This is a genomic window from Streptomyces cyaneochromogenes (assembly GCF_003963535.1).
In the GTDB taxonomy this organism is placed as follows: Bacteria; Actinomycetota; Actinomycetes; order Streptomycetales; family Streptomycetaceae; genus Streptomyces; species Streptomyces shaanxiensis.
Genome location: NZ_CP034539.1, coordinates 6536962 through 6561451 on the forward strand (window position 1 = coordinate 6536962; position 24490 = coordinate 6561451).

The following is a 24490-nucleotide window of genomic DNA, read 5'->3' on the forward strand; positions in this document are numbered from 1 at the left end:
CGGGTTCGAGTTGGCCCTGCCAGCCTCGTCGCCATGAGCACCGTGACAGTGATCGGGGCGGGCACGATCGGCCTGGGATGGATCAACCTGTTCAGCGCCCACGGGCTGACCGTACGGGTCAACAGCCGCAGGCCTGACGCCCGGCGCATCGTGCGCGAGGGGCTCGAACTGTTCTCCCCGGGCCGGGCGGACGAGCTGGCTGAGCGAATCGAGTACGAGCCGGACGTCGGCCGGGCGGTGGCCGGGGCGGACCTCGTCTCCGAGAACGCCCCCGACGACCTGCCCCTCAAGCAGCGGCTGTTCGCCGAGATCGGCGAGGCCGCCCCGGACCACGCCCTCGTACTGTCCTCGACGTCGAAACTGCTCCCCGACGACCTGAGCCGGGACATGCCCGGACCGGGCCGGCTGGTCGTCGCCCATCCCTTCAACCCGCCGCACATCGTGCCGCTGGTCGAGGTGCTCGGCGGGGAGCGCACCGATCCCGAGGCCGTCGAAAGGGCGGTGGCCTTCCTGGAGTCGGTCGGGCGGACCCCGGTCGTGCTGCGCAGGGCGCTGCCCGGCTTCGCCGCCAACCGGCTGCAGTCCGCGCTGCTGCGCGAGAGCATCCACCTCGTCCTCGAAGGCGTCGTGACCGTCGAGGAGCTCGACCGGATCGTCACCGACTCGATCGGGCTGCGCTGGTCCACGATCGGACCGTTCCACGCGTTCCACCTGGGCGGCGGTCCGGGCGGCCTGCGCAAATGGCTCGAGCACCTCGGCAGCGGCCTCGAGCAGGGCTGGCGCGGGCTCGGACAGCCCGCCCTCACCCCACAGGCCGTCGAGACCGTGGTCGAACAGACCGAAGCCGCCTACGGCCACCGCACCTATGCCGAGCTGGTCCGCGACCGTGACGACCGGCACCACGCCGTACTGGCCGCCCTGGGGCGGACCGAGCAGCCCCAGGAGGAGAAGAAGTGATGCGTGCCGTCCAGTTCGACCGGTACGGGGATCCCGACGTGCTGTACGTCGCCGAGCGCCCCGTTCCCGAGCCCGGCCCCGGCCAGGTGAGAATCGCCGTCGAGGCCGTCAGCGTCGGCCACGCGCAGACCCAGATGCGGCGCGAGGTCTTCCCCGCGCCGATGTGGCGGCCCGTCTTCCCCGTCGTCCTCGGCGGCGACGTGGTCGGCAGGATCACCGCGGTGGGCCCCGACGTCACGGGCCTGCGCCCCGGTGACCGGGTCGGCGCCTTCACCCTCTACGGCGCCTACGCCGAGCAGGTCGTCGTCGACGCCGTCACCGTCGTACCCGTACCCGAGGAGCTGGACGCCGCCGAGGCCGCGGTCCTCCCGGGCACCGGGCTGATCGCCCTCGGCATCCTGCGGACCGGCCAACTGCGCAAGGGCGAGACGGTGCTGGTGCACGCGGCGGCCGGCGGGGTCGGCCATATCGCGGTCCAGCTCGCCCGGGCGGCCGGGGCCGGCCAGGTCATCGGCACCGCGGGCGCGGCCGACAAACGCGAGTTCGCCCGCACGACGGGCGCCGACGCCGTCGTGGACCACCGCTCCCCGGACTGGGCCGACGAGGTCCGGGAACTCACCGGGGGCCGCGGGCCCGACCTGATCCTGGACGGCGTCGGCGCCGAGGTCCTGCACCAGGGCATCGACCTGCTCGCCCCGGGCGGCCGCCTGGTGTTCTACGGCTCGTCCGGCGGCGAGTTGGAGATCCCGCGGGTGTCGGTGATGGCCCTCATCGGCATCAAGTACGTCACCGGCTTCGCGCTGTCGGCCTGGCGGATCGGCCGCCCGCACGAGTACGAGGCGGGTGTCGCCGAACTCACCCGGCTGCTGGTCGACGGACAGGTGAAGTCCGCCGTGCACGCCCGGCTGCCCCTGGAGCGGGCCGCCGAGGCCCACACCATCGTCGAGGCCAGGGCCCAGCTGGGCCGGGTCGTCCTCATTCCCTGACGGCCTCATTCCCCGACCGGTCCCTGGCCTTTCCCTGGCCTTTCGGTCCTTCCCTGACCGGTCCCGGCCTTTCCCCTGCCTTTCCACGGCCTTTCTTCGGCCATCCATTCCGAGTTCGTTTTTCCAAGAATCCGAAGGAGAACCTTCCATGACCTCGAAGCGTCAACAGGTGATACGTCTGACCACCGCGTCCGCCCTCGCCCTGGGCGGAATCATGAGCCTGGGCACCAGCGCGCACGCCGCGAACGTGGACGTGCCGTACGAGTGCCGCACCTGGGTGCAGGGCAACACGCACCCGGTCTATGACTACAAGCGCGGATTCGATGTCACCGTGCCCGCCTCCGTCCGGGCGAACAAGCAGTTCCAGGCCACGTACGACCCGGCGCCGATCACCGCGTTCGCCGACTACAACAAGATCGTCAAGGACGTGCGGGTCGCCTACCGGATCCCGGAGGGCGCGAAGGTCAAGAAGGTGAAGCTCACCGGAGGCAGCGGCCTCGGCGACTCCGCTCTCAAGGCCGAGGTCAAGGGCGGGGACATCATCGTCAGCGCGTCCGGCCCGTTCGAGGGCGGCGTCGAGTTCGACCTGCCGACGCTCAAGGTCACCTACAAGGCGCCCAAGGCCACGGGTACGCTCAACTTCGGCCCGGGCGGCTCGAGTTACGAGGAGCCGGGCTTCTACTGGTACCGCTACCAGCCGACCCTCGACGAGTGGGGCCCGTTCGAGTGCTTCCCGGACCCGGCGAAGCCCCAGACCGTCCTGGCCAGCACGCAGGTCAAGAAGTAACAAGCACCGTCAAGCGAAAGTGGAGAACGCATGCCTAAGGCCGTAGCCATCCACCAGTTCGGCGGGCCGGACGTACTGGGCCTCGTCGATGTCCCCGAGCCGGTGCCAGGGCCGGGCCAGGTGACGGTCCGGGTGCGGGCCGTCGGGGTCAACGGATTCGACTGCCGGGTGCGGTCCGGCGGCATGCGGGGGCGTTATCCGGTCGAGTTCCCGCAGATCATCGGCAACGAGTTCGCCGGGGTCGTCGAGCGGACCGGACCGGAGGTGACCGGGTTCGCGCCCGGCGACGAGGTGCTCGGGTTCGCCGTCATGCAGTCCGGCACCGAGCTGCTCGCCGTCGGCGCGGACCAGATCACCGCCAAGCCGCCGGAGCTGTCCTGGGAGGTCGCCGGGTCGCTCTCGGCCGTCGGGCAGACCGCGGACATCGCCCTGGACGCACTGCGCGTCGGCCAGGGAGACACCGTGCTCGTGCACGCCGCGGCCGGCGGCGTCGGCAGCCTCGCCGTCCAGCTCGTCCGCGAGCGGGGCGGCACGGCGATCGGCAGCGCCGGCGAGCACAACCACGAGTTCCTGCGCTCGCTGGGCGCGCTGCCCGTCGCCTACGGCCCGGGCTTCGCCGACCGGGTGCGCGCCCTGGCCCCGGACGGCGTGGACGCTGCCCTCGACTGCCACGGCGGACCGGAGGCGCTCGCCGTGTCGCTCGAACTCGTCGCGGACCGGGGCCGGATCGCCACCATCGCCAACTTCCGCGCCGCCGCCCAGGAGGGCATCCTCATGCCGCAGGTGGTGCGCTCCGCCGAGCGGCTCGCCGCGCTGGCCGCGCTCTGCGCGGAGGGCCGGCTGCGGCCGCACGTCGAGGCCGTCCTCCCGTTCGCCAAGGCGGCCGAGGCCCACCACAGGCTGGAGCAGGGCCATGTGCGCGGGAAGCTCGTCCTGGTGCCGGACCTGTGACACCGGGCCCTGGTCGACCGGGCGGCCCGGCGCACGAGGGACATCCGCGGCGCTGGGCCGTTCTCGCGGTGCTGGTCCTCAGCCTGGTGAGCATCATCCTCGACAACACCGTGCTCAACGTGACGCTGCGCACCCTCACCGACCCGGAAGAGGGCCTCGGCGCCTCGCACAGCCAGGTCGAATGGGTGCTCAGCGCCTACACCCTGGCGTTCGCGGCGATGCTGTTCACCTGGGGTGTGCTCGGCGACCGGCTGGGCCGCAGGCGCGTACTCCTGCTGGGCCTCGCCCTGTTCGGGCTCTCGTCCCTGGCCGGGGCCTACGCCGGATCGCCGGAGCAGCTCATCGCCGCCCGCGCCTGCATGGGGGTGAGCGGCGCGGCGGTCCTGCCGAGCACGCTCGCCACCATCGCCGCCGTCTTCCCGATGCGGGAGCGCCCCAAGGCCCTCGGGATCTGGGCGGCTTCGGTCGGCTTCGCCCTCGGTATCGGGCCCGTCACCGGCGGACTGCTGCTCGCGCACTTCTGGTGGGGCTCGGTCTTCCTGATCAACGTGCCGATCGTGGCGGTCTGTCTGGTCGCGGTGGTGCTGGTGGTGCCCGAGACGCGGGGCCTCGCGGGCAAGCGCGTCGACGCGGGCGGGCTGCTGCTCTCCATCGCCGGTCTCGTGCTGCTCGTCTACGGCATCATCGAGGCGGGCCGGACCGGCGGGGTCACCCAGCCCACGGTCTGGGGAACGGGCCTGGCCGGCCTCGGCCTGCTCGGCGTGTTCCTGTGGCACGAGCGTCGTACCGCGGAACCCTCGCTGGAGCTCGGCTTCTTCCGGCTGAAGGCCTTCTCCACCGCTGTCGCGGCCGTCGGCTTCGTCAGCTTCGCGATGATGGGCTTCCTCTTCTTCAGCGCCTTCTACCTGCAGAGCGTGCGCGGCTACACCCCGCTGCAGGCCGGGAGTTGCACGGTGGCGCTGGCCGTCGCGAACGTGGTCTGCGGACCCCTCAGCACGGTACTGGTGCGCTCGATCGGCCCGCGGAACGTGTGCGCGGCGGGCATGCTGGCCGTGACCGCCGCACTCTCCGGAGTCGTCTTCGTGACCCAGCACGCTCCGCTCTGGCTGATCCTCGTCTTGTTCGCCGCACTGGGGGCAGGCGTAGCCTGCGTCATGCCGACCGCAGCCGTGTCCATCATGAACGCGATCCCACGCGAGAAGGCGGGCGTGGCCTCCGCGATGAACAACACCGTGCGCCAGCTGGGCGGCGCCCTGGGCGTCGCGGTGCTCGGCTCCCTCATGGGCGCCGCCTACCGCAGCGGTATCGAGGACGAGCTCGCCGTACTGCCGCCGTCCGTGCGGCACGAGGCCGGCGAGTCCCTGGACGCCACGCTGCTGGCTGCGACCCGGCTGGGGGAGAGCGGACTTGTCGGTCCCGCACGGCAGGCGTTCCTGGACGCCATGCATCTGGCCGCCGGGGCGGCCGCCGCGGCGGCCCTCGTGGGCGCCCTCGCCGTGCTCCGCTGGCTGCCCTCCACCGTCACGACTCCGAAGCCCGCGGCGGGCCCCGTGCCCGGCCGCGAGCATTCCGAACACACCAAGGCCCAAGGAAGCTGACATGCCTTTCACTCCTGACGAGCTCGAGTACTACGCCTCCCAGAACCTCGGCCGGCTGGCCACCGTGGCGGCCGACGGCCAGCCCCAGGTCAACCCCGTCTCGTTCACGATCAACACCGAGACCGGCACGATCGACATCGGCGGACACAATCTGACGGCCAGCAAGAAGTTCCGCAACGTCGGCAAGAACGACCAGGTCGCCTTCGTCGTCGACGATCTGCTCTCCACGCAGCCGTGGAACGTACGCGGTATCGAAGTGCGCGGCCGGGCCGAGGCACTGACCGACGCCCAGCCGCCGCACCCGTACTTCGGCACCGCGATGATCCGTATCCACCCCAAGCGCATCATCACCTGGGGCCTCGGCGACGACAGCGCACAGCGCGGCCGGAACGTCTGACAACGGGGCCCAGGCCCCTTCGACTCCGCTTCGAGTGGAGCTCGATGCCCTCTTGCCAGGGTGGAGCCCGTAGGACGGGCACACCACGGGGAGGGCCGGATGAGCACAGAAATCTTCCATGAGGATTTCACCGGGGGACTGGTGACCGAGGGACCGGGCGCGCCATGGCGGCTGCGCCCGGTCGACGGTCTCCCCGAAGGAGACGGGGTGGTCCGTGGCGGGCCGAACGGCCTGGTGGTCGTGCCGAGCGCCGCCCACGCCCGGACCCGGCGGCCGGCGTTCACCGAGCCGAAGCCGGGGCCGGACGGCGCCCCGCTCCATCTGCGCTGGGGTGCCTTCACCACCGGCGGCACCGCCTCGGCGCGCGGCGGGTTCACCGCGGTGCCGGGTGAACTGCTCTCGGTCACGGCCGAGGTGGGACTGCGCGGCTTCGGCCTGCGCTCCCATCCGTACGACGACGTGGCCGAGCCGACCGCGGACGCCCGGCTCGCCGCGGGCGGTCTGATCTCGGTCGATCTCGAGACCGGCATCATCTTCGACTTCTTTCTCACGCACAGTCGGCTCTACGCGGTCTACGAGCGCCTCGCGCTGCAGCCGGACGCCGACTTCGCGTCCTTCACCTACTGCGTCCCGGTAGCGGACCGCACCCCCGGCACGCTCCACCGGCTCCAGGTCGGTTACGACGCCGCGGCCGGCACCGTCCACTGGACGGCCGACGGGCAGGAGGTGCTGTCCGTGGACCGGATCGGCTTGCGCTCGCTGGACGCGCGCTGGCTCCGGCGGGACAACGGCGGCCGTGAGGAACTCGTACGGCCGCGCGGACTCAGCTTCGGCCTCGGGCTCTTCCTGGAGCGCTACTTCGGCCAAGGGGTGCGGCTGTCGGCCCGCCATCTCTCGGTGTCCACCTCGCCCGTCGGTTCCCGCGCCGCGTGACGACCGACTCGTGACGACGACCAACGAAAGGCACAGCCATGCCCGATGAGAACAAGCCCGTACTGGTCCTCGGCGCCACCGGCAAGCAAGGCGGCTCCGCGGCCCGGTACCTGCTGGAACGCGGCTGGACCGTCCGGGCCTTCGTCCGCGACCCGGGCGCGCCCAAGGCCAAGGAGCTGCGGGAGCTGGGCGCGAGCCTGCACACCGGCGACCTCGAGGACGCCGAGTCGGTGCGCGCGGCCATGAAGGGCGCCTACGGGGTGTTCAGCATCCAGACGCCGATGACACCGGCGGGCGTGGAGGGCGAGGAGCGGCAGGGCAAGATCTGCGCCGACGCCGCCCGCGACCTCGGCATCCAGCACTACGTGCACAGCTCGGTCGGCGGGGCGGAGCGGCCGGAGGGCGTGAACTGGAGGCTGTCCAAGCTCGCGATCGAGCAGCGGATCCAGGAGAACGAGCTCAACTTCACCTTCCTGCGGCCGTCGTACTTCATGGAGAACCTGAACCACGACATGTCGCCCCTCGTCATGGAGGACGGCGTACTGACCTTCCGGCGGGGGCTCGGGCCGACCAACACCCTGCAGATGATCAGCGGCCCCGACATCGGGTACTTCGCGGCCGACGCCTTCGACGACCCCGAGACCTTCGGCGGCGCCAAGATCGAGCTGGCTGGGGACGAGCTGACCGGCGAGCAGATCGCGGACGCGTTCGGCCGGCACACCGGGCTGCCCGCCCGCTTCGTCTCGGTGCCGATACCGGAGCTGCACCGCACGGGCTTCGAATGGCAGGCGATCTCGTACACCTGGCTCAACGGGATCGGCTATCACGCCGACATCCCCACGCTGCGCGCTCGTTTCCCGCAGATGCTCACCCTCGACCAGTGGCTGGCCAAGACCGGCTGGGCCCCGATGGACCCGGCGTGAGCGGGGACGCGATGACCCAGGAGCGCCCCCCTCTGGCGGCCGGGGCCGGCCGGATCGCCGAGCTGGCCGGGAAGCGGGCGGCCGACGCCGAGCAGCAGCGCCGGCTGAGCCCCGATGTCGTCCGCGCGGTCCTGCAGGCCGGTTTCGCCGCCCACTTCGTTCCGGTGGCGCACGGCGGCAGGGCCGCGACCTTCGCCGAGCTCGTCGAGCCGGTCGCGGTGCTGGGCGAGGCCTGCTCGTCGACCGCCTGGTACGCGTCGCTCACGGCGAGCCTCGGCCGGATGGCCGCCTATCTGCCGGACGAGGGCCAGGCCGAGCTGTGGGCCGCCGGCCCCGACGCCCTGATCGTCGGCGCCCTGATGCCGCTCGGCCGCGCCGAGCGGACGGCGGGCGGCTGGCATGTCTCGGGCACCTGGCCGTTCGTCAGCGTCGTCGACCACTCCGACTGGGCGCTGGTGTGCGCCATGGCGGGGCAGGAGCCGTGGTTCTTCGCGGTGCCGCGGCAGGCGTACGGGATCGTCGACAGCTGGTACCCGATGGGCATGCGTGGAACGGGCAGCAACACCCTGGTGCTCGACGGGGTGTTCGTGCCGGACGCGCGGGCCTGTACCCGTGCGGCCATCGCGGCCGGCCTCGGTCCGGGTGCCGAGGCGATCTGCCACACCGTGCCCATGCGGGCGGTCAACGGGCTCGCCTTCGCCCTGCCGATGCTCGGCGCGGCCCGCGGCGCCGCGGCCGTGTGGACCTCGTGGATCGCCGCGAAGCTGGCGGGGCCGACCGGGCAGAACGCCGTCTCCTCCCAGGACCGTGTGCTGTACGAGCACACGCTGGCCCGGGCCACCGGCGAGATCGACGCGGCCCAGCTGCTCCTTGAGCGGGTCGCCGCGGTCGCCGACGCCGGCGGGGTGACGGGCGAACTCGTCGGCCGTGGGGCGCGGGACTGCGCCCTGGCGGCCGAGCTGCTGACCGCCGCGACCGACCGGCTGTTCGCCTCCGCGGGCACCCGGGCACAGACGGAGGACAGTCCGCTCCAGCGCTTCTGGCGCGATGTGCACGCGGCCGCGAGCCACATCGGGCTGCAGTTCGGGCCGGGAGCGACGTTGTATGCCGGAGAGCTGCTGAGGAGGAGCACCGATGGCTGAAGTGAACGATCCCCGGGTGGGCTTTGTCGCCGTCGTCACCTTCCCGGTGGACGGCCCCGCCACCCAGCACAAGCTGGTGGAGCTGGCCACGGGCGGGGTGCAGGAGTGGATCCGTGAGGTGCCCGGCTTTCTGTCGGCCACGTATCACGCGAGCACGGACGGCACCGCGGTCGTCAACTACGCCCAGTGGGAGAGCGAACAGGCCTACCGGGAGAACTTCAGCGCCGACCCGCGCTCGGCGAAGCTGCGGGAGGCGCTGAGCTCTCTGCCCGGTCTGGAGGGACCGCCGAAGGCCGTCTTCATGACCCCGCAGGGGTCGATCCTGCCGTCCTGACACGGTCGTCCGCACCGTCACCGTCGTCCGCACCCTCGCCGGCTCCGGCCACCAGGCCGGCGATGATGATCTCGAGTCCGAGCTCGAACCGGCGGTCGGAGTCGAGCGAGGTGATCGGGCCGGCCAGGTGGACCAGGTTCGGGAACTGGGCGGGCGGCAGCGACTTCAGATAGCCATGGAGCTGGTCGGCGAACATGCCGGCCTGCTCCTGGTTCTGCTCCGCGCCGGAATTCCGGGACGACTGTTCCAGTGCCTCCGCCGTGACGAAGGTCGACAGCAGATCGCCCCCGTAGGCGGCGAGTTCGTCCCGCAGGCCCCCCGCGCGCAGCAGGTTCAGGGTGCGCTCCATCCCCATGATCCCGTTGGGGCCGAGCGGGACCCGGTCGATCGCGATGCGCGCCACGTCCCGGTGGGCCAGGAACACCCTCCGCAGCGACCGGCACATCTCCTTGACCTGCTCCGCCCAGCGGCCCGGCTCCGGATCCGGGATCTCCACCTCGGTCAGTACGAGGTCGAAGACGAGGTCGAGCAGCTCGTCCCGGTTCCCCACGTGCGCGTACAGCGAGGCGTGCCCGGTCTTCAGCTCCTGCGCGAGCCGCCGCATGCTCAGCGCGTCGAGTCCCTCGGCGTCCAGGATGCCGAGCGCCGTGTCGACGATCCGGTCCTGGGACAGGGGCATGCGCGGCGGCGCCTTCTTCGGCCGGCGCCACGGAGGTACGGGGATCTCCTCGGGCATGGGCCTCCTTCCTTCGCTTCGGAGCAGGTGGCAGACCTCATCGTATGGCATCGGCGGGCCACCGTTTCTTGACACGACCACCGTTCCACTATAGAACGGTGGTCGTTCGTGGACCTATAGTCGAGGACCTCGGGGGATGCCATGAGTTCCGTTGAAGCAGACGAGCCGGAAAGGACCGCGGCGCCTGCGACGGCGCTGGTGTCGGAGGCGGATCCAGGGCCGGACACGGCCACGGCCGAGCCCCCGCCCTACGCGCGCCGCTGGGCAGCGCTGGGCGTGATCCTCGGCGCCGAGATCATGGACCTGCTCGACGGCACGGTCATGAACGTGGCCGCGCCCGCGGTCCGCGCCGATCTGGGCGGCAGCCTCAGCGTCATCCAGTGGATCACCGTCGGCTACACCCTTGCCTTCGCCGTCCTGCTCGTGGTCGGCGGCAGGCTGGGCGACATCTACGGCCGCAAGCGCATGTTCGTCGTCGGCGCCGTCGGGTTCACCCTGGCCTCCGTGCTGTGCGCGGTGGCGGGCAGTCCCGAGATGCTCATCGCCGCGCGCTTCCTGCAGGGCGGGCTGGGCGCGCTGATGATTCCGCAGGGGCTCGGCCTCATCAAGCAGATGTTCCCGCCCAAGGAGACCGCGGCGGCGTTCGGCGCGTTCGGGCCCGCCATCGGCCTGGGTGCCGTGCTCGGCCCGATCGTCGCCGGCTTCCTGGTCGACGCCGATCTGTTCGGCAGCGGCTGGCGGTCCGTCTTCCTGATCAACCTGCCGATCGGGGCAGCCGTGATCATCGGTGCGGTGCTGCTGCTGCCCGAGGGCAGGGCGCCCGTGCGGCCGAAGTTCGACGTCGTCGGCATGCTGCTGGTGACGCTCGGGCTGACCCTGCTGATCTTCCCGCTCGTACAGGGGCGCGAACGCGGCTGGCCCGCCTGGACGTTCGTGCTGATGGTGGCCGGAGCGGTCGTGCTCGCCGCCTTCGTCGCCTACGAACTGCGGCAGGAGAAGCGCGGCGGTGCCACGCTGATCGAGCTCAGCCTGCTGCGCAGGTCCCGCTACGCCGCGGGGCTGGCGGTGGCGCTGGTGTTCTTCACCGGTATCTCCGGAATGTCGCTGCTGCTCGGTCTGCATCTGCAGATCGGCCTGGGCTTCAGCCCGACCCGGGCGGCGCTGACGATGACGCCCTGGTCGGTGTTCCTGGTCGTCGGCGCGATCCTGACCGGTGCGGTGCTGGGAGCGAAGTTCGGCCGCAAGGCCCTGCACGGCGGGCTCGCGGTGCTGGCACTCGGCGTACTGATCATGCTGCTGACGATCGGCGACCAGGCCGGCGGGCTGACCAGCTGGGAGCTCGTCCCGGGCATCGCCGTGGCCGGGCTCGGTATGGGCATCATGATCGGTCTGCTCTTCGACATCGCCCTGGCCGACGTCGACAAGCAGGAGGCCGGCACCGCCTCCGGGATCCTCACCGCGGTCCAGCAGCTCGGCTTCGCGGTCGGCGTCGCGGTGCTCGCGACGCTGTTCTTCGGGCTGCTCGGCTCCCAGGCCACGGCGAGCGTCGCCGACGGCGAGAGCCGCACCCGCGCCGAACTCACCGCCGCCGGGGCGACCCCGGCCGAGCAGGACCGGCTGCTCGCCGACCTGCGGGAGTGCCTGCGGGAGTCGGCGAGCCAGAAGGACTCCGAACGGACACCCGAGAGCTGCCAGAACATCCAGCAGGCCCGGCCGGAGGTGGCCGAGGCCACGGCTCGGGCCTGGCAGACGGCCCACACCGAGAACTTCAGCACCGCGATGGTCCGCACGCTCTGGGTCGTGATCGGACTGCTGGCGGTCTCCTTCGCGCTGGCCTTCGGGCTGCCGCGCAAGCCCCGTGAGGAAGAGGGTTTCTGATGACACGCAAACTGCTGGCCTGGCCCGGCGGCCGCCGGCTCAAGTGGCTGGTGCTCGTGGCCTGGATCGGTCTGCTGATCGTGCTCCAGCCGCTGGCCGGAAAGCTCGGTGACGTCGAGTCCAACGACGCCGCCGCCTGGCTGCCCGGCAACGCGGAATCGACCGAAGTGCTGGAGCTCTCCGAGAAGTTCCAGCCCGCCGACACCAGCCCGGCCATCGTCGTCTACGACCGCCCCTCCGGGATCACGGCCGCCGACGAGGAGAAGGCCCGGGCCGACGCCGCGGAGTTCGCGGACGGCACCAACGTGGTGGGCGAGCCGTTCGGCCCGGTGCGCTCGGACGACGGCAAGGCGCTGCGCACCGTGGTCAACGTCCACCTCGGCAAGGAGGGCTGGGAGGGACTCAACGCGGCCACGAAGGATCTGCGGGCGACCGCGCAGCCCAACGCGCCCGACGGACTCGGCGTCCATGTGACGGGCCCGACCGGCTATGCCGCCGACTCCGCGGAGTCCTTCAGCAGCGCCGACTTCAAGCTCACCCTGGTCACCCTCCTGATCGTCGTGACGATCCTCGTCGTCACCTACCGCAGTCCGCTGCTCTGGCTGCTGCCGATGATCGCCGCGGGCATGTCCCTGGTCATCTCGCAGGCCATCATCTACCTGCTGGCCAAGAACGCGGGACTCACGGTCAACGCCCAGACGGCGATGATCCTCACGGTGCTGGTGCTCGGCGCGGCCACCGACTACGCCCTGCTGCTCGTCGCCCGTTACCGGGAGGAGCTGCGGCGGCACGAGGACCGGCACGAGGCCATGGCCGTGGCGCTGCACCGTGCGGGTCCGGCCATCGTGGCCAGCGCCGCCACCGTCGCCGTCAGCATGCTCGTCCTGCTGCTGGCCGCGCTGAACTCCACCAAGGGCCTCGGCCCGGTCTGCGCCGTCGGTGTGCTGGTCGGCCTGCTGTCGATGATGACGCTGCTGCCCGCCCTGCTGGTGATCTTCGGACGCTGGATCTTCTGGCCGGCCCGGCCGAAGCACGGTACGGAGCCCGACGTCACCCGTGGCGTGTGGACGCGGGTCGCCCGGCTGGTCTCCGGCCGCCCGCGGGCGGTCTGGATCACGACCAGCGTGGTGCTGGGGGCGGTGGCCGTGCTGGCCGTCACCCTGAACGCCGACGGGCTGCAGCAGAAGGACGGTTTCAAGACCAAGCCGGAGTCGGTGGTGGGCGAGGAGATCCTCGCCCGGCACTTCCCGGCCGGTTCCGGCGAGCCGATGGTCGTCATCGCCAAGGAGTCCTCGGCGTCCGAGGTGAGCGCCGCGCTGGAGACGGTGCCCGGTGTCACCGAGGTCGCGAAGCCCGAGGTCAAGGACGGGCTGGCCTATGTCGAGGCGACGCTCGGCGCCGGAGCCGACAGTCCGGCGGCGATGGACGCGGTCACCGCGGCCCGCGAGGCGCTCGGCAAGCTGGACGGGGCTGAGGCCATGGTGGGCGGCAGCAGCGCCGTCGTCCACGACATGCGCGAGGCGTCCAGCCGCGACCGCGGACTGATCATCCCGGTGATCCTCGCCGTGGTGTTCTGCATCCTCGCGCTGCTGCTGCGGGCACTGGTGGCCCCGCTGCTGCTGATCGCGAGCGTGGTGCTGTCCTTCTTCACGGCGCTCGGCCTCGCCGCCTTCTTCTTCAACCACGTCTTCGACTTCGCGGGGGCCGATTCCGCCTTCCCGCTCTGGGTGTTCGTCTTCCTGGTCGCCCTGGGCGTCGACTACAACATCTTCCTCGTCACCCGGATCAGGGAGGAGAGCAACCGGCTCGGTACCCGGCAGGGTGCGCTCAAGGGCCTCACCTCGACCGGTGGCGTGATCACCGCGGCCGGTCTGGTGCTGGCCGGCACCTTCGCCGCCCTGGCCACGCTGCCGCTGGTCTTCATCGCCGAGCTCGGCTTCACGGTGGCGGTGGGCATCCTGCTCGACACCATGATCGTGCGCTCGGTCCTGGTCACCGCGCTCACCCTCGATGTCGGCCGGTGGATGTGGTGGCCGCACGCGCTCTCCCGGCGCGCGGACGTCCCCGAGGAATCAGCCGGAGCAGGAATTTCCGATTCCGTGAATTCGGAGGCACCGGCTCCTGTTTCTCGGTAAGAAAACGGTAAATGTGAATCAGCGCAGCTTGCTGCGCTGATTTATATTTGGACAAATAATTGATCTTTTGTGACAACAACCACGTTGAAGTGCGTCAAGTAGGCCTGTTATCGTCGCCCCTAAGAAAACGGAGAATCTCGACGGGGGCGCAGGATGAGATTCAATCTGTTGGGGCATGTTCATGTAATCAATGATACGGGGCGGTTAATTCCGCTTAAATCCTCGAAAGCAACCCAGCTCCTGGCGTTGCTGCTGCTCAGGCGGCATGAGGTGGTGGGCTCGGGGGTGCTCATCGAGGAGTTGTGGGGAGACGATCCGCCGCGCAGTGCCATGACCACGCTGCAGACCTACGTCTACCACACCCGCCGATTGCTGGCGGAGCACCAGGTGACAGGTGACGAACGGGAGTTGCTCCTGACCCGGCCTCCCGGATATTTCGCTCTGATCGACGACGACGAGCTCGATGTCACGATCGTCGAGCGGCTGATCCGCACGGGCAGCCGGCTGCTCGAGGAGGACCGGCCCGAGGAGGCGCTCGCCTCGCTGAACGCGGGACTGGATCTCTGGCGCGGCCCGGCACTGTCCACCGTTCCGTGCGGCCGGGTGCTGGAAAGCCATATCGCTCATCTGGAAGAGCTCCGGCTCTTCGGGGTGCAGCTTCGCATAGATGCGAATTGGCGGCTGGGCAGGATAGGGCCCATGATTCCGGAGCTCCGGTCCCTGGTTATTTCACATCCGCTGAACGAGACCCTGCATGCCAAGCTGATGGGGGCGCTCTACACGGTGGGCCGGCGGGCGGAGGCGCTGGCGTCGTACCGAAATCTCAGGCAGATCCTTTCCGACGAGTTGGGGGTGGATCCGACGCCGGAAATACAGCGTATGCATATGGGGATTCTCAACGGTGACCATGTGCTCGCGTAAACACCGGCCCGTGAATGCGGTGAGGCCCCTCGCGTACTGCGAGGGGCCTCACCGCATTCACGGGCCGGCTGGCGTCAGTAGTTCCCCAGGCCGCCGCAGACGTTCAGCGCCTGCGCGGTGACCGCGGCCGCCCCGTCCCCGATCAGATAGGCCACCATCTCCGCCACCTCGGACGGCTGCACATACCGGCCGATCGGCACACGCGTGGTGATCCGGTCGAAGGCCTCCTCGGTCGACACCTCCCAGATCTCCGAGTAGTGCTCGCGCACGGACGCGGCCATCGGCGTCTCGACGAACCCCGGGCACACGGCGTTCACCGTGATGCCGGTCCGGGCCAGTTCCAGGCCGAGCGCCTTGCTGAAACCGACCACGCCGTGCTTCGACGCCGAGTACGGGGCGGCGTGCACCACGCCCTGCTTCCCGCCCGTCGAGGCGATGTTGACGATCCGGCCGGTCCCTCGCTCCAGCATGCCGCCGGCCTTCAGGACCTGCTTGGTCACCCGGAACACGCTGGTGAGATTGGTGTCGATCACATCGAGCCAGAGCTCGTCGGCGAGCTCGGCCGTCTCACCGCCGCCGGGCCGGCCCGCGTTGTTCACCAGTACGTCGACCGGACCGTAGCGCTCCACGACCGCCGCCACGAGCTCCTCGATCTCGGCGACCGAGCGGACGTCGCAGGTGCGGCCGTCCGCCTCGACCCCCGCCTCCCGCAGCTCCTTGAGCGTCGTGGCCAGGGCCTCCTCACCGCGCGCGCAGATGAAGACCTGCAACCCCTCCTTACCGAGCCTTCGGGCGATCTCCAGCCCGATACCGCTGGTTGCACCCGTAACCAGTGCGACCTTCGAGACCTGCGTGGCCATGTGTCCCTCTCCCTGCTCAGTGGTGCCTCATCCGCCCAGCCTTGGGCGCCCGACTCGAGCCGCGGTCGAAAGGGATTGGGGCGCGGCTGGGACGCCGCGGTGATGGATCCGGCGTCGAGGGGCTCCGTATCGGCCTTCGAGCCGCTTTCGAGCCACGGGGCCCACGATGACGACGACCACCGGGTGAACTCACCGAAGGAGCTGTTCCGATTGAAGCGCAGAGTCGTCATCACGGGCGTCGGCGTCCGCGCCCCGGGCGGGAACGGCACGCGGCAGTTCTGGGAACTGCTCACCTCGGGGCGGACGGCGACGCGCCGGATCTCGTTCTTCGACCCCTCGCCCTACCGTTCGCAGGTCGCCGCGGAAGCCGATTTCGACCCGGTCGCCGAGGGCTTCGGCCCGCGGGAGCTCGACCGGATGGACCGGGCCTCGCAGTTCGCCGTGGCCTGTGCCCGGGAGGCCGTCGCCGCGAGCGGGCTGGAGTTCGACACCCTGGACCCCACCCGGGTCGGGGTCAGCCTCGGCAGCGCGGTGGCAGCCGCGACCAGCCTGGAACGCGAGTACCTGCTGCTGTCGGACTCCGGCCGTGAGTGGGAGGTCGACGCCGACTGGCTGTCCCGGCACATGTTCGACTACCTGGTGCCCAGCGTCATGCCGGCCGAAGTGGCCTGGGCGGTCGGCGCCGAGGGCCCGGTCGCGATGGTCTCCAACGGCTGCACCTCGGGCCTGGACTCCGTGGGACACGCGGTGCGGCTGATCGAGGAGGGCAGCGCCGACGTGATGCTCGCGGGGGCCGCCGACACCCCGATCACCCCGATCGTCGTCGCCTGCTTCGACGCGATCCGGGCCACCACGTCGCGCAACGACGACCCGGAGCACGCCTCGCGGCCGTTCGACGGCACGCGCGACGGCTTCGTCCTGGCCGAGGGGGCCGCGATGTTCGTCCTGGAGGACTACGAGAGCGCGCTGTCCCGCGGCGCCCACATCCACGCCGAGATCCCGGGGTACGCGACGCGCTGCAACGCGTACCACATGACGGGGCTGAAGGCCGACGGCCGCGAGATGGCCGAGGCCATCCGGGTCGCCCTCGACGAGTCCCGCACGGACGCGACGGACATCGACTACATCAACGCCCACGGATCCGGCACCCGGCAGAACGACCGTCACGAGACCGCGGCGTACAAGCGCGCGCTCGGCGATCACGCCCGGCGCACCCCGGTCAGCTCGATCAAGTCGATGGTCGGCCACTCGCTCGGCGCGATCGGCTCGCTGGAGATCGCGGCCAGCGTGCTCGCCCTCGAACACGGCGTGGTGCCACCGACCGCGAACCTGCACACGAGCGACCCCGAGTGCGATCTCGACTATGTCCCACTGGAGGCGAGGGAGCAGAAACTGGGGACCGTGCTCACCGTGGGCAGCGGCTTCGGCGGCTTCCAGAGCGCGATGGTCCTGCGCAGCGCCGAGGCGGCGGGGGCGATCGCATGAGCGTCCTCATCACCGGGGTCGGCGTCGCCGCACCCAACGGCCTCGGCCTGGAGCCGTACTGGGAGGCCGTGCTGGCCGGCCGCTTCGGCCTCGGCCAGGTCACCCGCTTCGACGTGAGCCGGTACCCGGCCACGCTCGCCGGCCAGATCGACGACTTCCACGCGCCGGACCACGTCCCGGGCCGCCTGCTGCCGCAGACGGACCCCTCCACGCGGCTCGCGCTGACCGCCGCGGCCTGGGCACTCCAGGACGCGAAGGCCGATCCGGAGTCGCTGACCGACTACGACATGGGCGTGGTCACGGCCAACGCCTGCGGCGGATTCGACTTCACCCACCGCGAGTTCCGCAAGCTGTGGACCGAGGGCCCCAAGTCGGTCAGCGTCTACGAGTCCTTCGCGTGGTTCTACGCGGTGAACACCGGCCAGATCTCCATCCGGCACGGCATGCGCGGCCCGAGCAGCGCCCTGGTCGCCGAGCAGGCCGGCGGCCTGGACGCCCTCGGCCACGCCCGCCGCACGATCCGCCGCGGCACCCCGCTCGTGGTCTCCGGCGGCGTCGACTCGGCGCTCGACCCCTGGGGCTGGGTCTCGCAGCTCGCGAGCGGCCGGGTCAGCACCGCCACCGACCCGGCGAGGGCCTATCTGCCCTTCGACGAGCAGGCGGCCGGCTATGTCCCGGGCGAGGGCGGCGCCATCCTCGTCCTGGAGGACAGCGCCGCGGCCGAGGCCCGGGGCCGGCACGACGCGTACGGCGAACTTGTCGGCTGCGCCTCGACCTTCGACCCCGCCCCCGGCTCCGGACGGCCCCCGGGCCTGGAGCGCGCGATCCGGCTGGCGCTGACCGACGCCGGGCTCGGCCCGAAGGACGTCGACGTCGTGTTCGCCGACGGCGCGGGCGTACCCGAGCTGGACGCCGCCGAGGCCCGGGCCATCGGCCAGGTGTTCGGCGACCACGGGGTGCCGGTCACCGTCCCGAAGACGACGACAGGGCGGCTCTACTCGGGCGGCGGCCCGCTCGACGTGGTCACCGCCCTGATGTCCCTGCGTGAAGGCGTGATCCCGCCGACCGCGGGAGTGCGGTCCGTACCGCAGGAGTACGGCATCGACCTGGTGCTCGGCGAACCGCGCACCGCGCCCCTGCGCACCGCCCTGGTTCTGGCCAGGGGCCGCTGGGGCTTCAACTCGGCGGTCGTCCTGCGCCGTCCCGTACCGACCCCTTAGCGACACTGAGAACTGGAGACAGCAATGGCAACCCTGCTGACCATCGACGACCTGCGCCGCATCCTCATCGAATGCGCCGGAGAGACGGACGGAACGGACCTGTCCGGCGACATCCTCGACACCCGCTTCGAGACCATCGGCTACGACTCGCTCGCCCTGATGGAGACCGCGGCGCGGCTGGAGAGCCGCTACGACGTGGCCATCCCCGACGACATCGCGGCCCGCGTCGACACGCCACGGGAACTGCTCGACCTGGTCAACGGCGCGCTGGCCGAGGCAGCATGAGCCGGCCGGGAGAACACCGGGTGGTCCACACCCTCAGGACCCCGGCCCCGGCGCACCGGCTCTACGAGCTGGTCGCGCGGGCCGAACTCTGGCCGGCCGTCTTCGAACCCGCGGTGCACGTGCGGATCCTGGAGCGCGGCCAGGGCACGGAACGCTTCCAGATCTGGGCGAGCGTGGCCGGACAGGTGAAGACCTGGACGTCCCGTCGGACCCTGGACCCCGACGCCCTGCGCGTCACCTTCCGCCAGGAGCGCACCCAGCCGCCCATCGCCTCGATGGGCGGGAGCTGGGAGTTCCGGCGGGACGGCGACGGCACCGAGGTCGTGCTGACCCACGACTTCGCCGCGGTCGACGAGGCCGCCCTGCCGGGGCTGCGCGCGGCACTGGACGTGAACAGCGAGAAGGAGCTGGCCGCGCTGGCCCGGCTCGCGGAGCGGGAATTCCCGGTCGAGGAGCTCCTGTTCACGTTCGAGGACACGCTCCAGGTGCCGTCCGGGGACGACGTCTACGCCTTCATCGAGCGCAGCGACCTGTGGCCGGAGCGGCTGCCGCACGTGGGGAAGGTGACACTGACCGAAGAGGCGGCGGACTCCGGATCACCCGGCGTCCAGGACATGACCATGGAGACCGTGACCGCCGACGGCAGCACGCACACGACCCGTTCGATCCGACTCTGCTTCCCCGGCGAGAGCATCGTGTACAAGCAGCTCGTCCCGCCCGCCCTGCTCACCGGACACAGCGGCGCCTGGCTCTTCGACACGAACGACAAGGACACCGTCACCGCCCGCCACACCGTGGCGATCGACCCGACCCGGATCGAAGAGGTCCTGGGCGAGGGCAGGACCGTCGCCGACGCCCGGACCTATCTGCGTGACGCGCTCGGCGCCAACAGCCGGGCCACGCTCAGCCACGCGGCGGCCGCTGCCGCCGGGCCGACGCCGTGACGGCCGCGGTCCACGAGGTCGCCGAGGGGGTCTACGCCTACGAGCAGGCCCCCGGCGGCTGGTGTGTCAGCAACGCGGGCATCGTCGTGGGCGGCGACGGCGCGCTCGTCGTCGACACGCTGTCGACGATCCCGAGGGCGCGGCGGCTGGCCGAGACGGTCGACAAGCTCGCCGCGGGCCCCGGCCGCACCGTGGTCAACACCCACTTCCACGGCGACCACGCGTTCGGCAACCAGGTCTTCCCGCCGGGGACGCAGATCATCGCGCACGAGGACATGCGGACCGCCATGGTGACCACGGGCCTGGCCCTCACCGGGCTCTGGCCGCGGGTCGACTGGGGCGAGATCGAGGTGACGCCGCCGACCGTGACCTTCCGCGACCGTCTCACCGTGCACGTCGGCGAGCGACAGGCCGAACTGATCTGCGTCGGGCCCGCGCACACCGGCCACGACGTGGTGGTCTGGCTGCCCGAGGAGCGGGTGCTGTTCGCCGGGGACATCGTCATGTCGGGCGTCACCCCGTTCGCGCTCTTCGGGTCGGTGGCCGGCACGCTGGCCGCGCTCGACCTGCTGGCGGAGCTGGAGCCCGCGGTGGTCGTCGGCGGGCACGGCCCGGTGGCGGGACCCGAGGTGCTCGACGCCAACCGGGACTATCTGCGCTGGGTCCAGCAACTCGCCGCCGAGGCGGTCGACAGCGGGCTGACCCCGCTGCAGGCCGCGCGCGCGGCGGACCTCGGCGCCTTCGCCGACCTGCTGGACGCGGAGCGCCTCGTCGCGAACCTGCACCGGGCTCACGAGGAGCTGCTGGGCGGGCCGGCGCGCGACGCGATGGAGATCTTCTCGGAGCTGGTCGCCTACAACGGTGGGCGGCTGCCCACCTGCCTCGCTTAAGGAGTCGAAGATGGCCGCCGACCAGGGAATGCTCCGGGACGCCATGGCCCGGGTGCCGGCCGGGGTGGCGCTGGTGACCGCCCATGACCGCAGGGGAGTCCCGCACGGTTTCACCGCCAGCTCGTTCGTGTCCGTCTCGATGGAGCCACCGCTCGCGCTGGTCTGCCTGGCCCGTACCGCAAACTCCTTCCCGGTGTTCGACAGTTGCGGCGAGTTCGCGGTGAGCGTGCTGCGCGAGGACCACACCGAGCTGGCGATGCGCTTCGCGCGCAAGTCCGCGGACAAGTTCGCGGGCGGGGAGTTCGTCCGCACCGCGCGGGGCGCGACCGTGCTCGACGGAGCGCTCGCGGTCGTCGAGTGCACGGTCCACGAGCGCTACCCCGCGGGCGACCACATCATCCTGCTCGGCGAGGTCCAGTCCGTGCACGTCGAGGAGAAGGGGGTGCCCGCGGTCTACGTGGACCGCAGGTTCGCCGCCCTGTGCTCGGGGACGGGCGCCTGCCTGTCCGCCGCCGAGCGGGGCGCGCACGCGCACGCCGGCTGAGGAGAGTTGAGGAGGAACCATGTCCGTGACCGACGAGGTGACCGGTGAGCTGACCGGCGAGCACCTGGCCGGCCTTGCGCGGATCCGGGCGGAGGCCGAGGCCGGCCCGGGGGAGCAGGCGACCCGGGCGCAGCACGCCAGAGGGAAGCTGACGGCCCGGGAGCGGATCGCGCTCCTGCTGGACCCCGGCTCCTTCCAGGAGGTGGAACAGCTGCGCCGGCACCGGGCGAGCGGCTTCGGGCTGGAGCACAGGCGGCCGTACACCGACGGCGTGATCACCGGCTGGGGCACGGTCGACGGCCGGACGGTCTTCGTCTACGCGCACGACTTCAGGATCTTCGGCGGCTCGCTCGGCGAGGCACACGCCGCGAAGATCCACAAGATCATGGACATGGCGCTCTCAGCGGGCGCTCCGCTGGTGAGCCTCAACGACGGGGCCGGGGCGCGGATCCAGGAGGGCGTCTCCGCGCTGGCCGGCTACGGCGGGATCTTCCGGCGCAACACCCGTGCCTCGGGGGTGATCCCGCAGATCTCGGTGATGCTCGGCCCGTGCGCGGGCGGCGCGGCCTACTCGCCGGCACTGACGGACTTCGTGTTCATGGTGCGCGAGACCGCGCAGATGTTCATCACCGGCCCGGATGTGGTCAGCGCCGTCACCGGCGCGCAACTCACCCAGAACGCGCTGGGCGGCGCCGATGTGCACGCCTCGACGTCCGGGGTGGCGCACTTCGTGTACGAGGACGAGGAGACATGCCTGGCGGAAGTGCGCTACCTGCTCTCCCTGCTGCCCTCCAACAACCGGCAGAATCCGCCCGCCCACCCCTCGGACGACCCGGCGAACCGGCCCACGACCACGCTCTACGACCTGGTGCCGCAGGACGGCAACCAGCCGTACGACATGCACAAGGTGATCGAGGAACTCGTCGACGACGGCGACTGGCTGGAGGTCCACGAGCGCTGGGCCCGCAACATCGTCTGCGGCCTCGCCCGGCTGGACGGCCAGGTGGTGGGCATCGTCGCCAACCAGCCGCAGACGCTGGCCGGGGTACTGGACATCTCGGCCTCGGAGAAGGCCGGCCGCTTCGTGACGATGTGCGACGCCTTCAACATCCCGATCGTCACCCTGCTCGACGTGCCGGGCTTCCTGCCCGGGGCGGACCAGGAGCACGGCGGCATCATCCGCCACGGCGCGAAGTTGCTGTACGCGTACTGCAACGCCACCGTCCCCCGGGTCTCGATCGTGCTGCGCAAGGCCTACGGCGGCGCGTACATCGTGCTGGACTCCCAGTCCATCGGCGCCGATCTGACCTTCGCCTGGCCGACCAACGAGATCGCGGTGATGGGTGCGGAAGGCGCGGCCAACGTCATCTTCCGGCGCGAGATCGCCGCGGCCGACGACCCCGAGGCCAAGCGTGCCGAGATGGTCAAGGAGTACAAGGCCGAGCTGATGCACCCGTACTACGCGGCCGAGCGGGGCCTGGTCGACGATGTCATCGACCCGGCGGAAACCCGCGAGATCCTGATCCGTTCGCTCGCGATGCTGCGCACGAAGCACGCCGACCTGCCGTCGCGCAAGCACGGCAACCCGCCGCAGTGAGCGCGACGGCCGGTGTGGTCGCCGCCGAACTCCGCGTCGAGAGGGGCCGGGCGAGCGCCGAGGAGATCGCGGCACTCACCGCGGTTCTCCTGGCCCGGGCCGCCGCCCTGTCCGACTCCGCCCCGGGGCACCGCGCCGCCGGCACGGCGGGCTGGCGTCGTCTGGAACGCACGCCCGGGTTCCGCGCGCCGCACAGCTGGCAGGAGTTCGGCTGACGGCGCGGCGGCGGCCGGCCGGCCTCAGACCAACTCGGGCTGTGGCGCCGCCTGCGGTGCCGGCACCGCCTTCGGCTCCCACAGTCTGGTGGTGCGTACATAGCCGTAGATCACGGAGATCATCGCCAGGATGAGAAGGGGGCCGTACACCCACGGAAGTCGGGCCATCTCCATCGGCAGATAGCGATAGGAAAGCAGGAGCGCGACGAACACCGTCGCGCCATAAGCGACGAGTTGGATTCCGGAACGGTCCCAGCCACGCGCCTGCGAGCGCAGAGCGGCCTCGATCGTGAGCGTGAACACCACGCCGGCGATGAGATCGACTCCGTAGTGATAGCCGAAGCCCAGCGTCGCGCCCAAAGTGGCGATCAACCAGAATGTTCCCGCAAAACGCAGAAGGCGTGGGCCATTTCGGGTGTGAATGAAGATCGCGGTGGCCCACGCCGTGTGCAGGCTGGGCATGCAGTTGCGGGGGGTGATCCCGTCGAACGGCATCGCGTAGGGGGCAGCGATCGGCGGCGCCGTCTCCGGCCATATGTTGGCCGTCGCCCAGTGCAGGCCGCCGGTGCCGAAGGCGCCCGGGCCGTAGGCGAAGATCGGTCCGACCACCGGGAAGATCATGTAGATGCCCGGCCCGAGGAGGCCTATCACCAGGAAGGTGCGCACCAGATGGTGGCGCGGGAAGCGGCGTTCGGCCGCCACGTGACGCAGCTGGTACAGCGCGACGACGACCGCGGCCACCGCGAGCTGAACGTAGACGTAGTCGAGAACATGGGCGCCGACCGGGCCGGTCGCCCTGACGATCCGGCCCACCAGCCAAGACGGGTTGCCCAGTGCGTGATCGGCGACGGCCAGATACGGGTCGAGCACCGTCGGGCGGGTCTTCGCCGTGATGAGCAGCCAGGTGTCACCGGTCTTGCGGCCGGCCACCAACAGCAGGCCCAGCACGACGCCCTTCAGCAGCAGGACGCGTTCGCGGCCGCTGCGGCGTGTGACGGCGATCACCGCCACGCCGAGGACCACCCACAACGCGCCGTTACCGAACGGGTGGCCGTCGGTCGCCCTGGCGCCGATCGCCCACCGCACCACGAAGACGGCGGCGTCGATGCCGAGCGCGGTACCGACCGCGATGAGGCGTTGCCGCCGGGTGAGCACCACCATCGTCAACGCCATACCGGCGTACAGCAGGAATCCCGATTTCGGGGCGAATATCGCCTCGCGGGCCTGAAGGGTGATCGGCCCCGGTATGCCCAGGCGGCGCGCGGTGATCTCCAGCGCTATGAGGGATACGAGGGTTGCCGCACCCAGCGTGGCCCAGAGCACCGCCCGGGGTTGACGCGATATGGATATCAAGTGATCGGCCGATTTGTTAGTGGTTAAGAGGGATCGTCGGTGAGGCCGATCATGTTATCGGAGCGGTGTACGTGGTTATCCCGGGACGTGTCCGGGGTCACGTCCGTACCGTTCCAGCGGAGCGTGACGTCCAAGTGGGCGCCGGCACTGGCGCTCGACAGGACCGCGCCGAGCTTCGCGTCCAGGACGACGCCGAAGGCGACCTCCACCTCGTCGGGCCGCTGGGCGAGGGACCGGAACCCGCCGATCACATCGGACGCGGCCGCGGTGACCGGCGCCAGCGCCTCGCGCAGGGACTGTGCCGCGCTCTCCAGCCGTGTCCCGAGCCCCACCGCCCCGGTACCCGCGCGGGCGGGTGGGGCGACGAGGACGACGGTGCCGTCGGAGAGGGTGAACTGGACTGCGTCCGGCATGGCGCT

At 71.0% G+C, this 24490-nt stretch carries 25 protein-coding genes; 21 read left to right on the top strand and 4 right to left on the bottom strand.

Going from position 1 to position 24490, the window contains the following annotated elements; genetic code table 11:
- The first annotated feature begins 33 nt into the window (after window positions 1–33).
- From EJ357_RS29890 to EJ357_RS29935, 10 genes are all read left to right on the top strand, one after another.
- Window positions 34–957, top strand: a complete 924-nt coding sequence (locus EJ357_RS29890) for a 3-hydroxyacyl-CoA dehydrogenase NAD-binding domain-containing protein (RefSeq protein WP_126394725.1) — start codon at window positions 34–36, stop codon at window positions 955–957.
- A complete protein-coding gene (locus EJ357_RS29895; RefSeq protein WP_228472649.1) occupies window positions 957–1943 on the top strand; it encodes a quinone oxidoreductase family protein in 987 nt (328 codons plus the stop codon). The genes EJ357_RS29890 and EJ357_RS29895 overlap by 1 nt, the downstream gene beginning before the upstream one ends.
- 148 nt (window positions 1944–2091) lie before the next feature.
- Window positions 2092–2730: a hypothetical protein gene (locus EJ357_RS29900; RefSeq protein WP_126394729.1), complete on the top strand. Its 639-nt coding sequence runs from the start codon at window positions 2092–2094 to the stop codon at window positions 2728–2730.
- A 30-nt stretch (window positions 2731–2760) separates the two neighbouring features.
- The gene (locus EJ357_RS29905) at window positions 2761–3681 is read left to right on the top strand and encodes an NADP-dependent oxidoreductase (protein WP_126394730.1); all 921 of its coding nucleotides are present in this window, start codon (window positions 2761–2763) and stop codon (window positions 3679–3681) included.
- On the top strand, window positions 3678–5279 hold the full coding sequence (locus EJ357_RS29910; RefSeq protein ID WP_126394732.1) for an MFS transporter: 1602 nt from the start codon (window positions 3678–3680) through the stop codon (window positions 5277–5279). Before EJ357_RS29905 ends, EJ357_RS29910 begins: the two co-directional genes overlap by 4 nt.
- A 1-nt stretch (window position 5280) precedes the next feature.
- Complete coding sequence (locus tag EJ357_RS29915) at window positions 5281–5676, top strand: PPOX class F420-dependent oxidoreductase (RefSeq protein ID WP_126394733.1); 396 nt, start codon at window positions 5281–5283, stop codon at window positions 5674–5676.
- Between the two features lie 99 nt (window positions 5677–5775).
- Window positions 5776–6609 carry a DUF6081 family protein gene (locus EJ357_RS29920; protein ID WP_126394735.1) on the top strand — a complete coding sequence of 278 codons (834 nt, stop codon included), beginning with the start codon at window positions 5776–5778 and terminating at the stop codon, window positions 6607–6609.
- 38 nt (window positions 6610–6647) lie between these two features.
- Window positions 6648–7532: an NmrA/HSCARG family protein gene (locus EJ357_RS29925; RefSeq protein WP_126394736.1), complete on the top strand. Its 885-nt coding sequence runs from the start codon at window positions 6648–6650 to the stop codon at window positions 7530–7532.
- The gene (locus EJ357_RS29930) at window positions 7529–8674 is read left to right on the top strand and encodes an acyl-CoA dehydrogenase family protein (RefSeq protein WP_126394738.1); all 1146 of its coding nucleotides are present in this window, start codon (window positions 7529–7531) and stop codon (window positions 8672–8674) included. Before EJ357_RS29925 ends, EJ357_RS29930 begins: the two co-directional genes overlap by 4 nt.
- A complete protein-coding gene (locus EJ357_RS29935) occupies window positions 8667–9008 on the top strand; it encodes an antibiotic biosynthesis monooxygenase (RefSeq protein WP_126394739.1) in 342 nt (113 codons plus the stop codon). The genes EJ357_RS29930 and EJ357_RS29935 overlap by 8 nt, the downstream gene beginning before the upstream one ends.
- On the opposite strand, the gene EJ357_RS29940 is transcribed toward EJ357_RS29935, so the two are convergent.
- Window positions 8974–9771, bottom strand: coding sequence for a TetR/AcrR family transcriptional regulator (locus EJ357_RS29940; protein ID WP_126400241.1), 798 nt, complete (start codon window positions 9769–9771; stop codon window positions 8974–8976). The two genes, EJ357_RS29935 and EJ357_RS29940, sit on opposite strands and share 35 nt — an antisense overlap.
- A 114-nt stretch (window positions 9772–9885) precedes the next feature.
- On the opposite strand from EJ357_RS29940, the gene EJ357_RS29945 reads away from it, so the two are divergent.
- From EJ357_RS29945 to EJ357_RS29955, 3 genes are all read left to right on the top strand, one after another.
- Window positions 9886–11622, top strand: a complete 1737-nt coding sequence (locus tag EJ357_RS29945; RefSeq protein ID WP_126394741.1) for an MFS transporter — start codon at window positions 9886–9888, stop codon at window positions 11620–11622.
- Entirely contained in the window at window positions 11622–13757 is a 2136-nt protein-coding gene (locus EJ357_RS29950) for an MMPL family transporter (RefSeq protein WP_126394743.1), read from the top strand. The genes EJ357_RS29945 and EJ357_RS29950 overlap by 1 nt, the downstream gene beginning before the upstream one ends.
- Before the next feature lie 153 nt (window positions 13758–13910).
- A complete protein-coding gene (locus tag EJ357_RS29955; protein ID WP_126394745.1) occupies window positions 13911–14678 on the top strand; it encodes an AfsR/SARP family transcriptional regulator in 768 nt (255 codons plus the stop codon).
- A gap of 74 nt (window positions 14679–14752) precedes the next feature.
- Here the strand turns inward: EJ357_RS29955 and EJ357_RS29960 are convergent, their stop codons facing one another.
- Window positions 14753–15538 (bottom strand): 3-oxoacyl-ACP reductase, encoded by a 786-nt coding sequence (locus tag EJ357_RS29960; protein WP_126394747.1) that lies wholly within the window; start codon window positions 15536–15538, stop codon window positions 14753–14755.
- Window positions 15539–15640: 102 nt separating this feature from the next.
- Between EJ357_RS29960 and EJ357_RS29965 the strand changes: the two genes are divergently transcribed.
- From EJ357_RS29965 to EJ357_RS30000, 8 genes are read left to right on the top strand one after another with little or no spacing between them, the layout of a single operon-like run.
- Window positions 15641–17023, top strand: coding sequence for a beta-ketoacyl-[acyl-carrier-protein] synthase family protein (locus tag EJ357_RS29965; RefSeq protein ID WP_126394749.1), 1383 nt, complete (start codon window positions 15641–15643; stop codon window positions 17021–17023).
- The gene (locus tag EJ357_RS29970; protein ID WP_126394751.1) at window positions 17020–18243 is read left to right on the top strand and encodes a ketosynthase chain-length factor; all 1224 of its coding nucleotides are present in this window, start codon (window positions 17020–17022) and stop codon (window positions 18241–18243) included. Before EJ357_RS29965 ends, EJ357_RS29970 begins: the two co-directional genes overlap by 4 nt.
- Window positions 18244–18267: 24 nt before the next feature.
- Window positions 18268–18528 (top strand): acyl carrier protein, encoded by a 261-nt coding sequence (locus EJ357_RS29975; protein WP_126394753.1) that lies wholly within the window; start codon window positions 18268–18270, stop codon window positions 18526–18528.
- Complete coding sequence (locus EJ357_RS29980; RefSeq protein WP_126394755.1) at window positions 18525–19472, top strand: aromatase/cyclase; 948 nt, start codon at window positions 18525–18527, stop codon at window positions 19470–19472. Before EJ357_RS29975 ends, EJ357_RS29980 begins: the two co-directional genes overlap by 4 nt.
- Window positions 19469–20362 carry an MBL fold metallo-hydrolase gene (locus EJ357_RS29985; RefSeq protein WP_126394757.1) on the top strand — a complete coding sequence of 298 codons (894 nt, stop codon included), beginning with the start codon at window positions 19469–19471 and terminating at the stop codon, window positions 20360–20362. The genes EJ357_RS29980 and EJ357_RS29985 overlap by 4 nt, the downstream gene beginning before the upstream one ends.
- A gap of 10 nt (window positions 20363–20372) precedes the next feature.
- Window positions 20373–20906 (top strand): actinorhodin polyketide dimerase ActVB, encoded by a 534-nt coding sequence (gene actVB, locus EJ357_RS29990; protein ID WP_126394759.1) that lies wholly within the window; start codon window positions 20373–20375, stop codon window positions 20904–20906.
- A 19-nt stretch (window positions 20907–20925) separates the two neighbouring features.
- A complete protein-coding gene (locus EJ357_RS29995) occupies window positions 20926–22503 on the top strand; it encodes an acyl-CoA carboxylase subunit beta (protein WP_126394761.1) in 1578 nt (525 codons plus the stop codon).
- The gene (locus EJ357_RS30000; protein WP_228472651.1) at window positions 22500–22718 is read left to right on the top strand and encodes an acyl-CoA carboxylase epsilon subunit; all 219 of its coding nucleotides are present in this window, start codon (window positions 22500–22502) and stop codon (window positions 22716–22718) included. The genes EJ357_RS29995 and EJ357_RS30000 overlap by 4 nt, the downstream gene beginning before the upstream one ends.
- A 24-nt stretch (window positions 22719–22742) precedes the next feature.
- Here EJ357_RS30000 and EJ357_RS30005 read toward each other — a convergent pair whose 3' ends face one another.
- The gene (locus tag EJ357_RS30005) at window positions 22743–24041 is read right to left on the bottom strand and encodes a phosphatase PAP2 family protein (protein ID WP_126394763.1); all 1299 of its coding nucleotides are present in this window, start codon (window positions 24039–24041) and stop codon (window positions 22743–22745) included.
- A gap of 53 nt (window positions 24042–24094) precedes the next feature.
- Entirely contained in the window at window positions 24095–24484 is a 390-nt protein-coding gene (locus tag EJ357_RS30010; RefSeq protein ID WP_126394765.1) for a CU044_2847 family protein, read from the bottom strand.
- Window positions 24485–24490 lie beyond the last annotated feature (6 nt).

Bases quoted from the DNA above. Each gene is read 5' to 3' on its own strand.
- EJ357_RS29915 (WP_126394733.1), top strand. From the start codon at position 5,281: ATGCCTTTCACTCCTGACGAGCTCGAGTACTACGCCTCCCAGAACCTC.
- EJ357_RS29965 (WP_126394749.1), top strand. From the start codon at position 15,641: ATGGATCCGGCGTCGAGGGGCTCCGTATCGGCCTTCGAGCCGCTTTCG.
- EJ357_RS29950 (WP_126394743.1), top strand. From the start codon at position 11,622: ATGACACGCAAACTGCTGGCCTGGCCCGGCGGCCGCCGGCTCAAGTGG.
- EJ357_RS29890 (WP_126394725.1), top strand. From the start codon at position 34: ATGAGCACCGTGACAGTGATCGGGGCGGGCACGATCGGCCTGGGATGG.
- EJ357_RS29905 (WP_126394730.1), top strand. From the start codon at position 2,761: ATGCCTAAGGCCGTAGCCATCCACCAGTTCGGCGGGCCGGACGTACTG.
- EJ357_RS29960 (WP_126394747.1), bottom strand. From the start codon at position 15,538: ATGGCCACGCAGGTCTCGAAGGTCGCACTGGTTACGGGTGCAACCAGC.
- EJ357_RS29970 (WP_126394751.1), top strand. From the start codon at position 17,020: ATGAGCGTCCTCATCACCGGGGTCGGCGTCGCCGCACCCAACGGCCTC.
- actVB (WP_126394759.1), top strand. From the start codon at position 20,373: ATGGCCGCCGACCAGGGAATGCTCCGGGACGCCATGGCCCGGGTGCCG.
- EJ357_RS29995 (WP_126394761.1), top strand. From the start codon at position 20,926: ATGTCCGTGACCGACGAGGTGACCGGTGAGCTGACCGGCGAGCACCTG.
- EJ357_RS30010 (WP_126394765.1), bottom strand. From the start codon at position 24,484: ATGCCGGACGCAGTCCAGTTCACCCTCTCCGACGGCACCGTCGTCCTC.
- EJ357_RS29975 (WP_126394753.1), top strand. From the start codon at position 18,268: ATGGCAACCCTGCTGACCATCGACGACCTGCGCCGCATCCTCATCGAA.
- EJ357_RS29925 (WP_126394736.1), top strand. From the start codon at position 6,648: ATGCCCGATGAGAACAAGCCCGTACTGGTCCTCGGCGCCACCGGCAAG.
- EJ357_RS29895 (WP_228472649.1), top strand. From the start codon at position 957: ATGCGTGCCGTCCAGTTCGACCGGTACGGGGATCCCGACGTGCTGTAC.
- EJ357_RS29980 (WP_126394755.1), top strand. From the start codon at position 18,525: ATGAGCCGGCCGGGAGAACACCGGGTGGTCCACACCCTCAGGACCCCG.
- EJ357_RS29935 (WP_126394739.1), top strand. From the start codon at position 8,667: ATGGCTGAAGTGAACGATCCCCGGGTGGGCTTTGTCGCCGTCGTCACC.
- EJ357_RS29955 (WP_126394745.1), top strand. From the start codon at position 13,911: ATGAGATTCAATCTGTTGGGGCATGTTCATGTAATCAATGATACGGGG.
- EJ357_RS29920 (WP_126394735.1), top strand. From the start codon at position 5,776: ATGAGCACAGAAATCTTCCATGAGGATTTCACCGGGGGACTGGTGACC.
- EJ357_RS29900 (WP_126394729.1), top strand. From the start codon at position 2,092: ATGACCTCGAAGCGTCAACAGGTGATACGTCTGACCACCGCGTCCGCC.
- EJ357_RS29945 (WP_126394741.1), top strand. From the start codon at position 9,886: ATGAGTTCCGTTGAAGCAGACGAGCCGGAAAGGACCGCGGCGCCTGCG.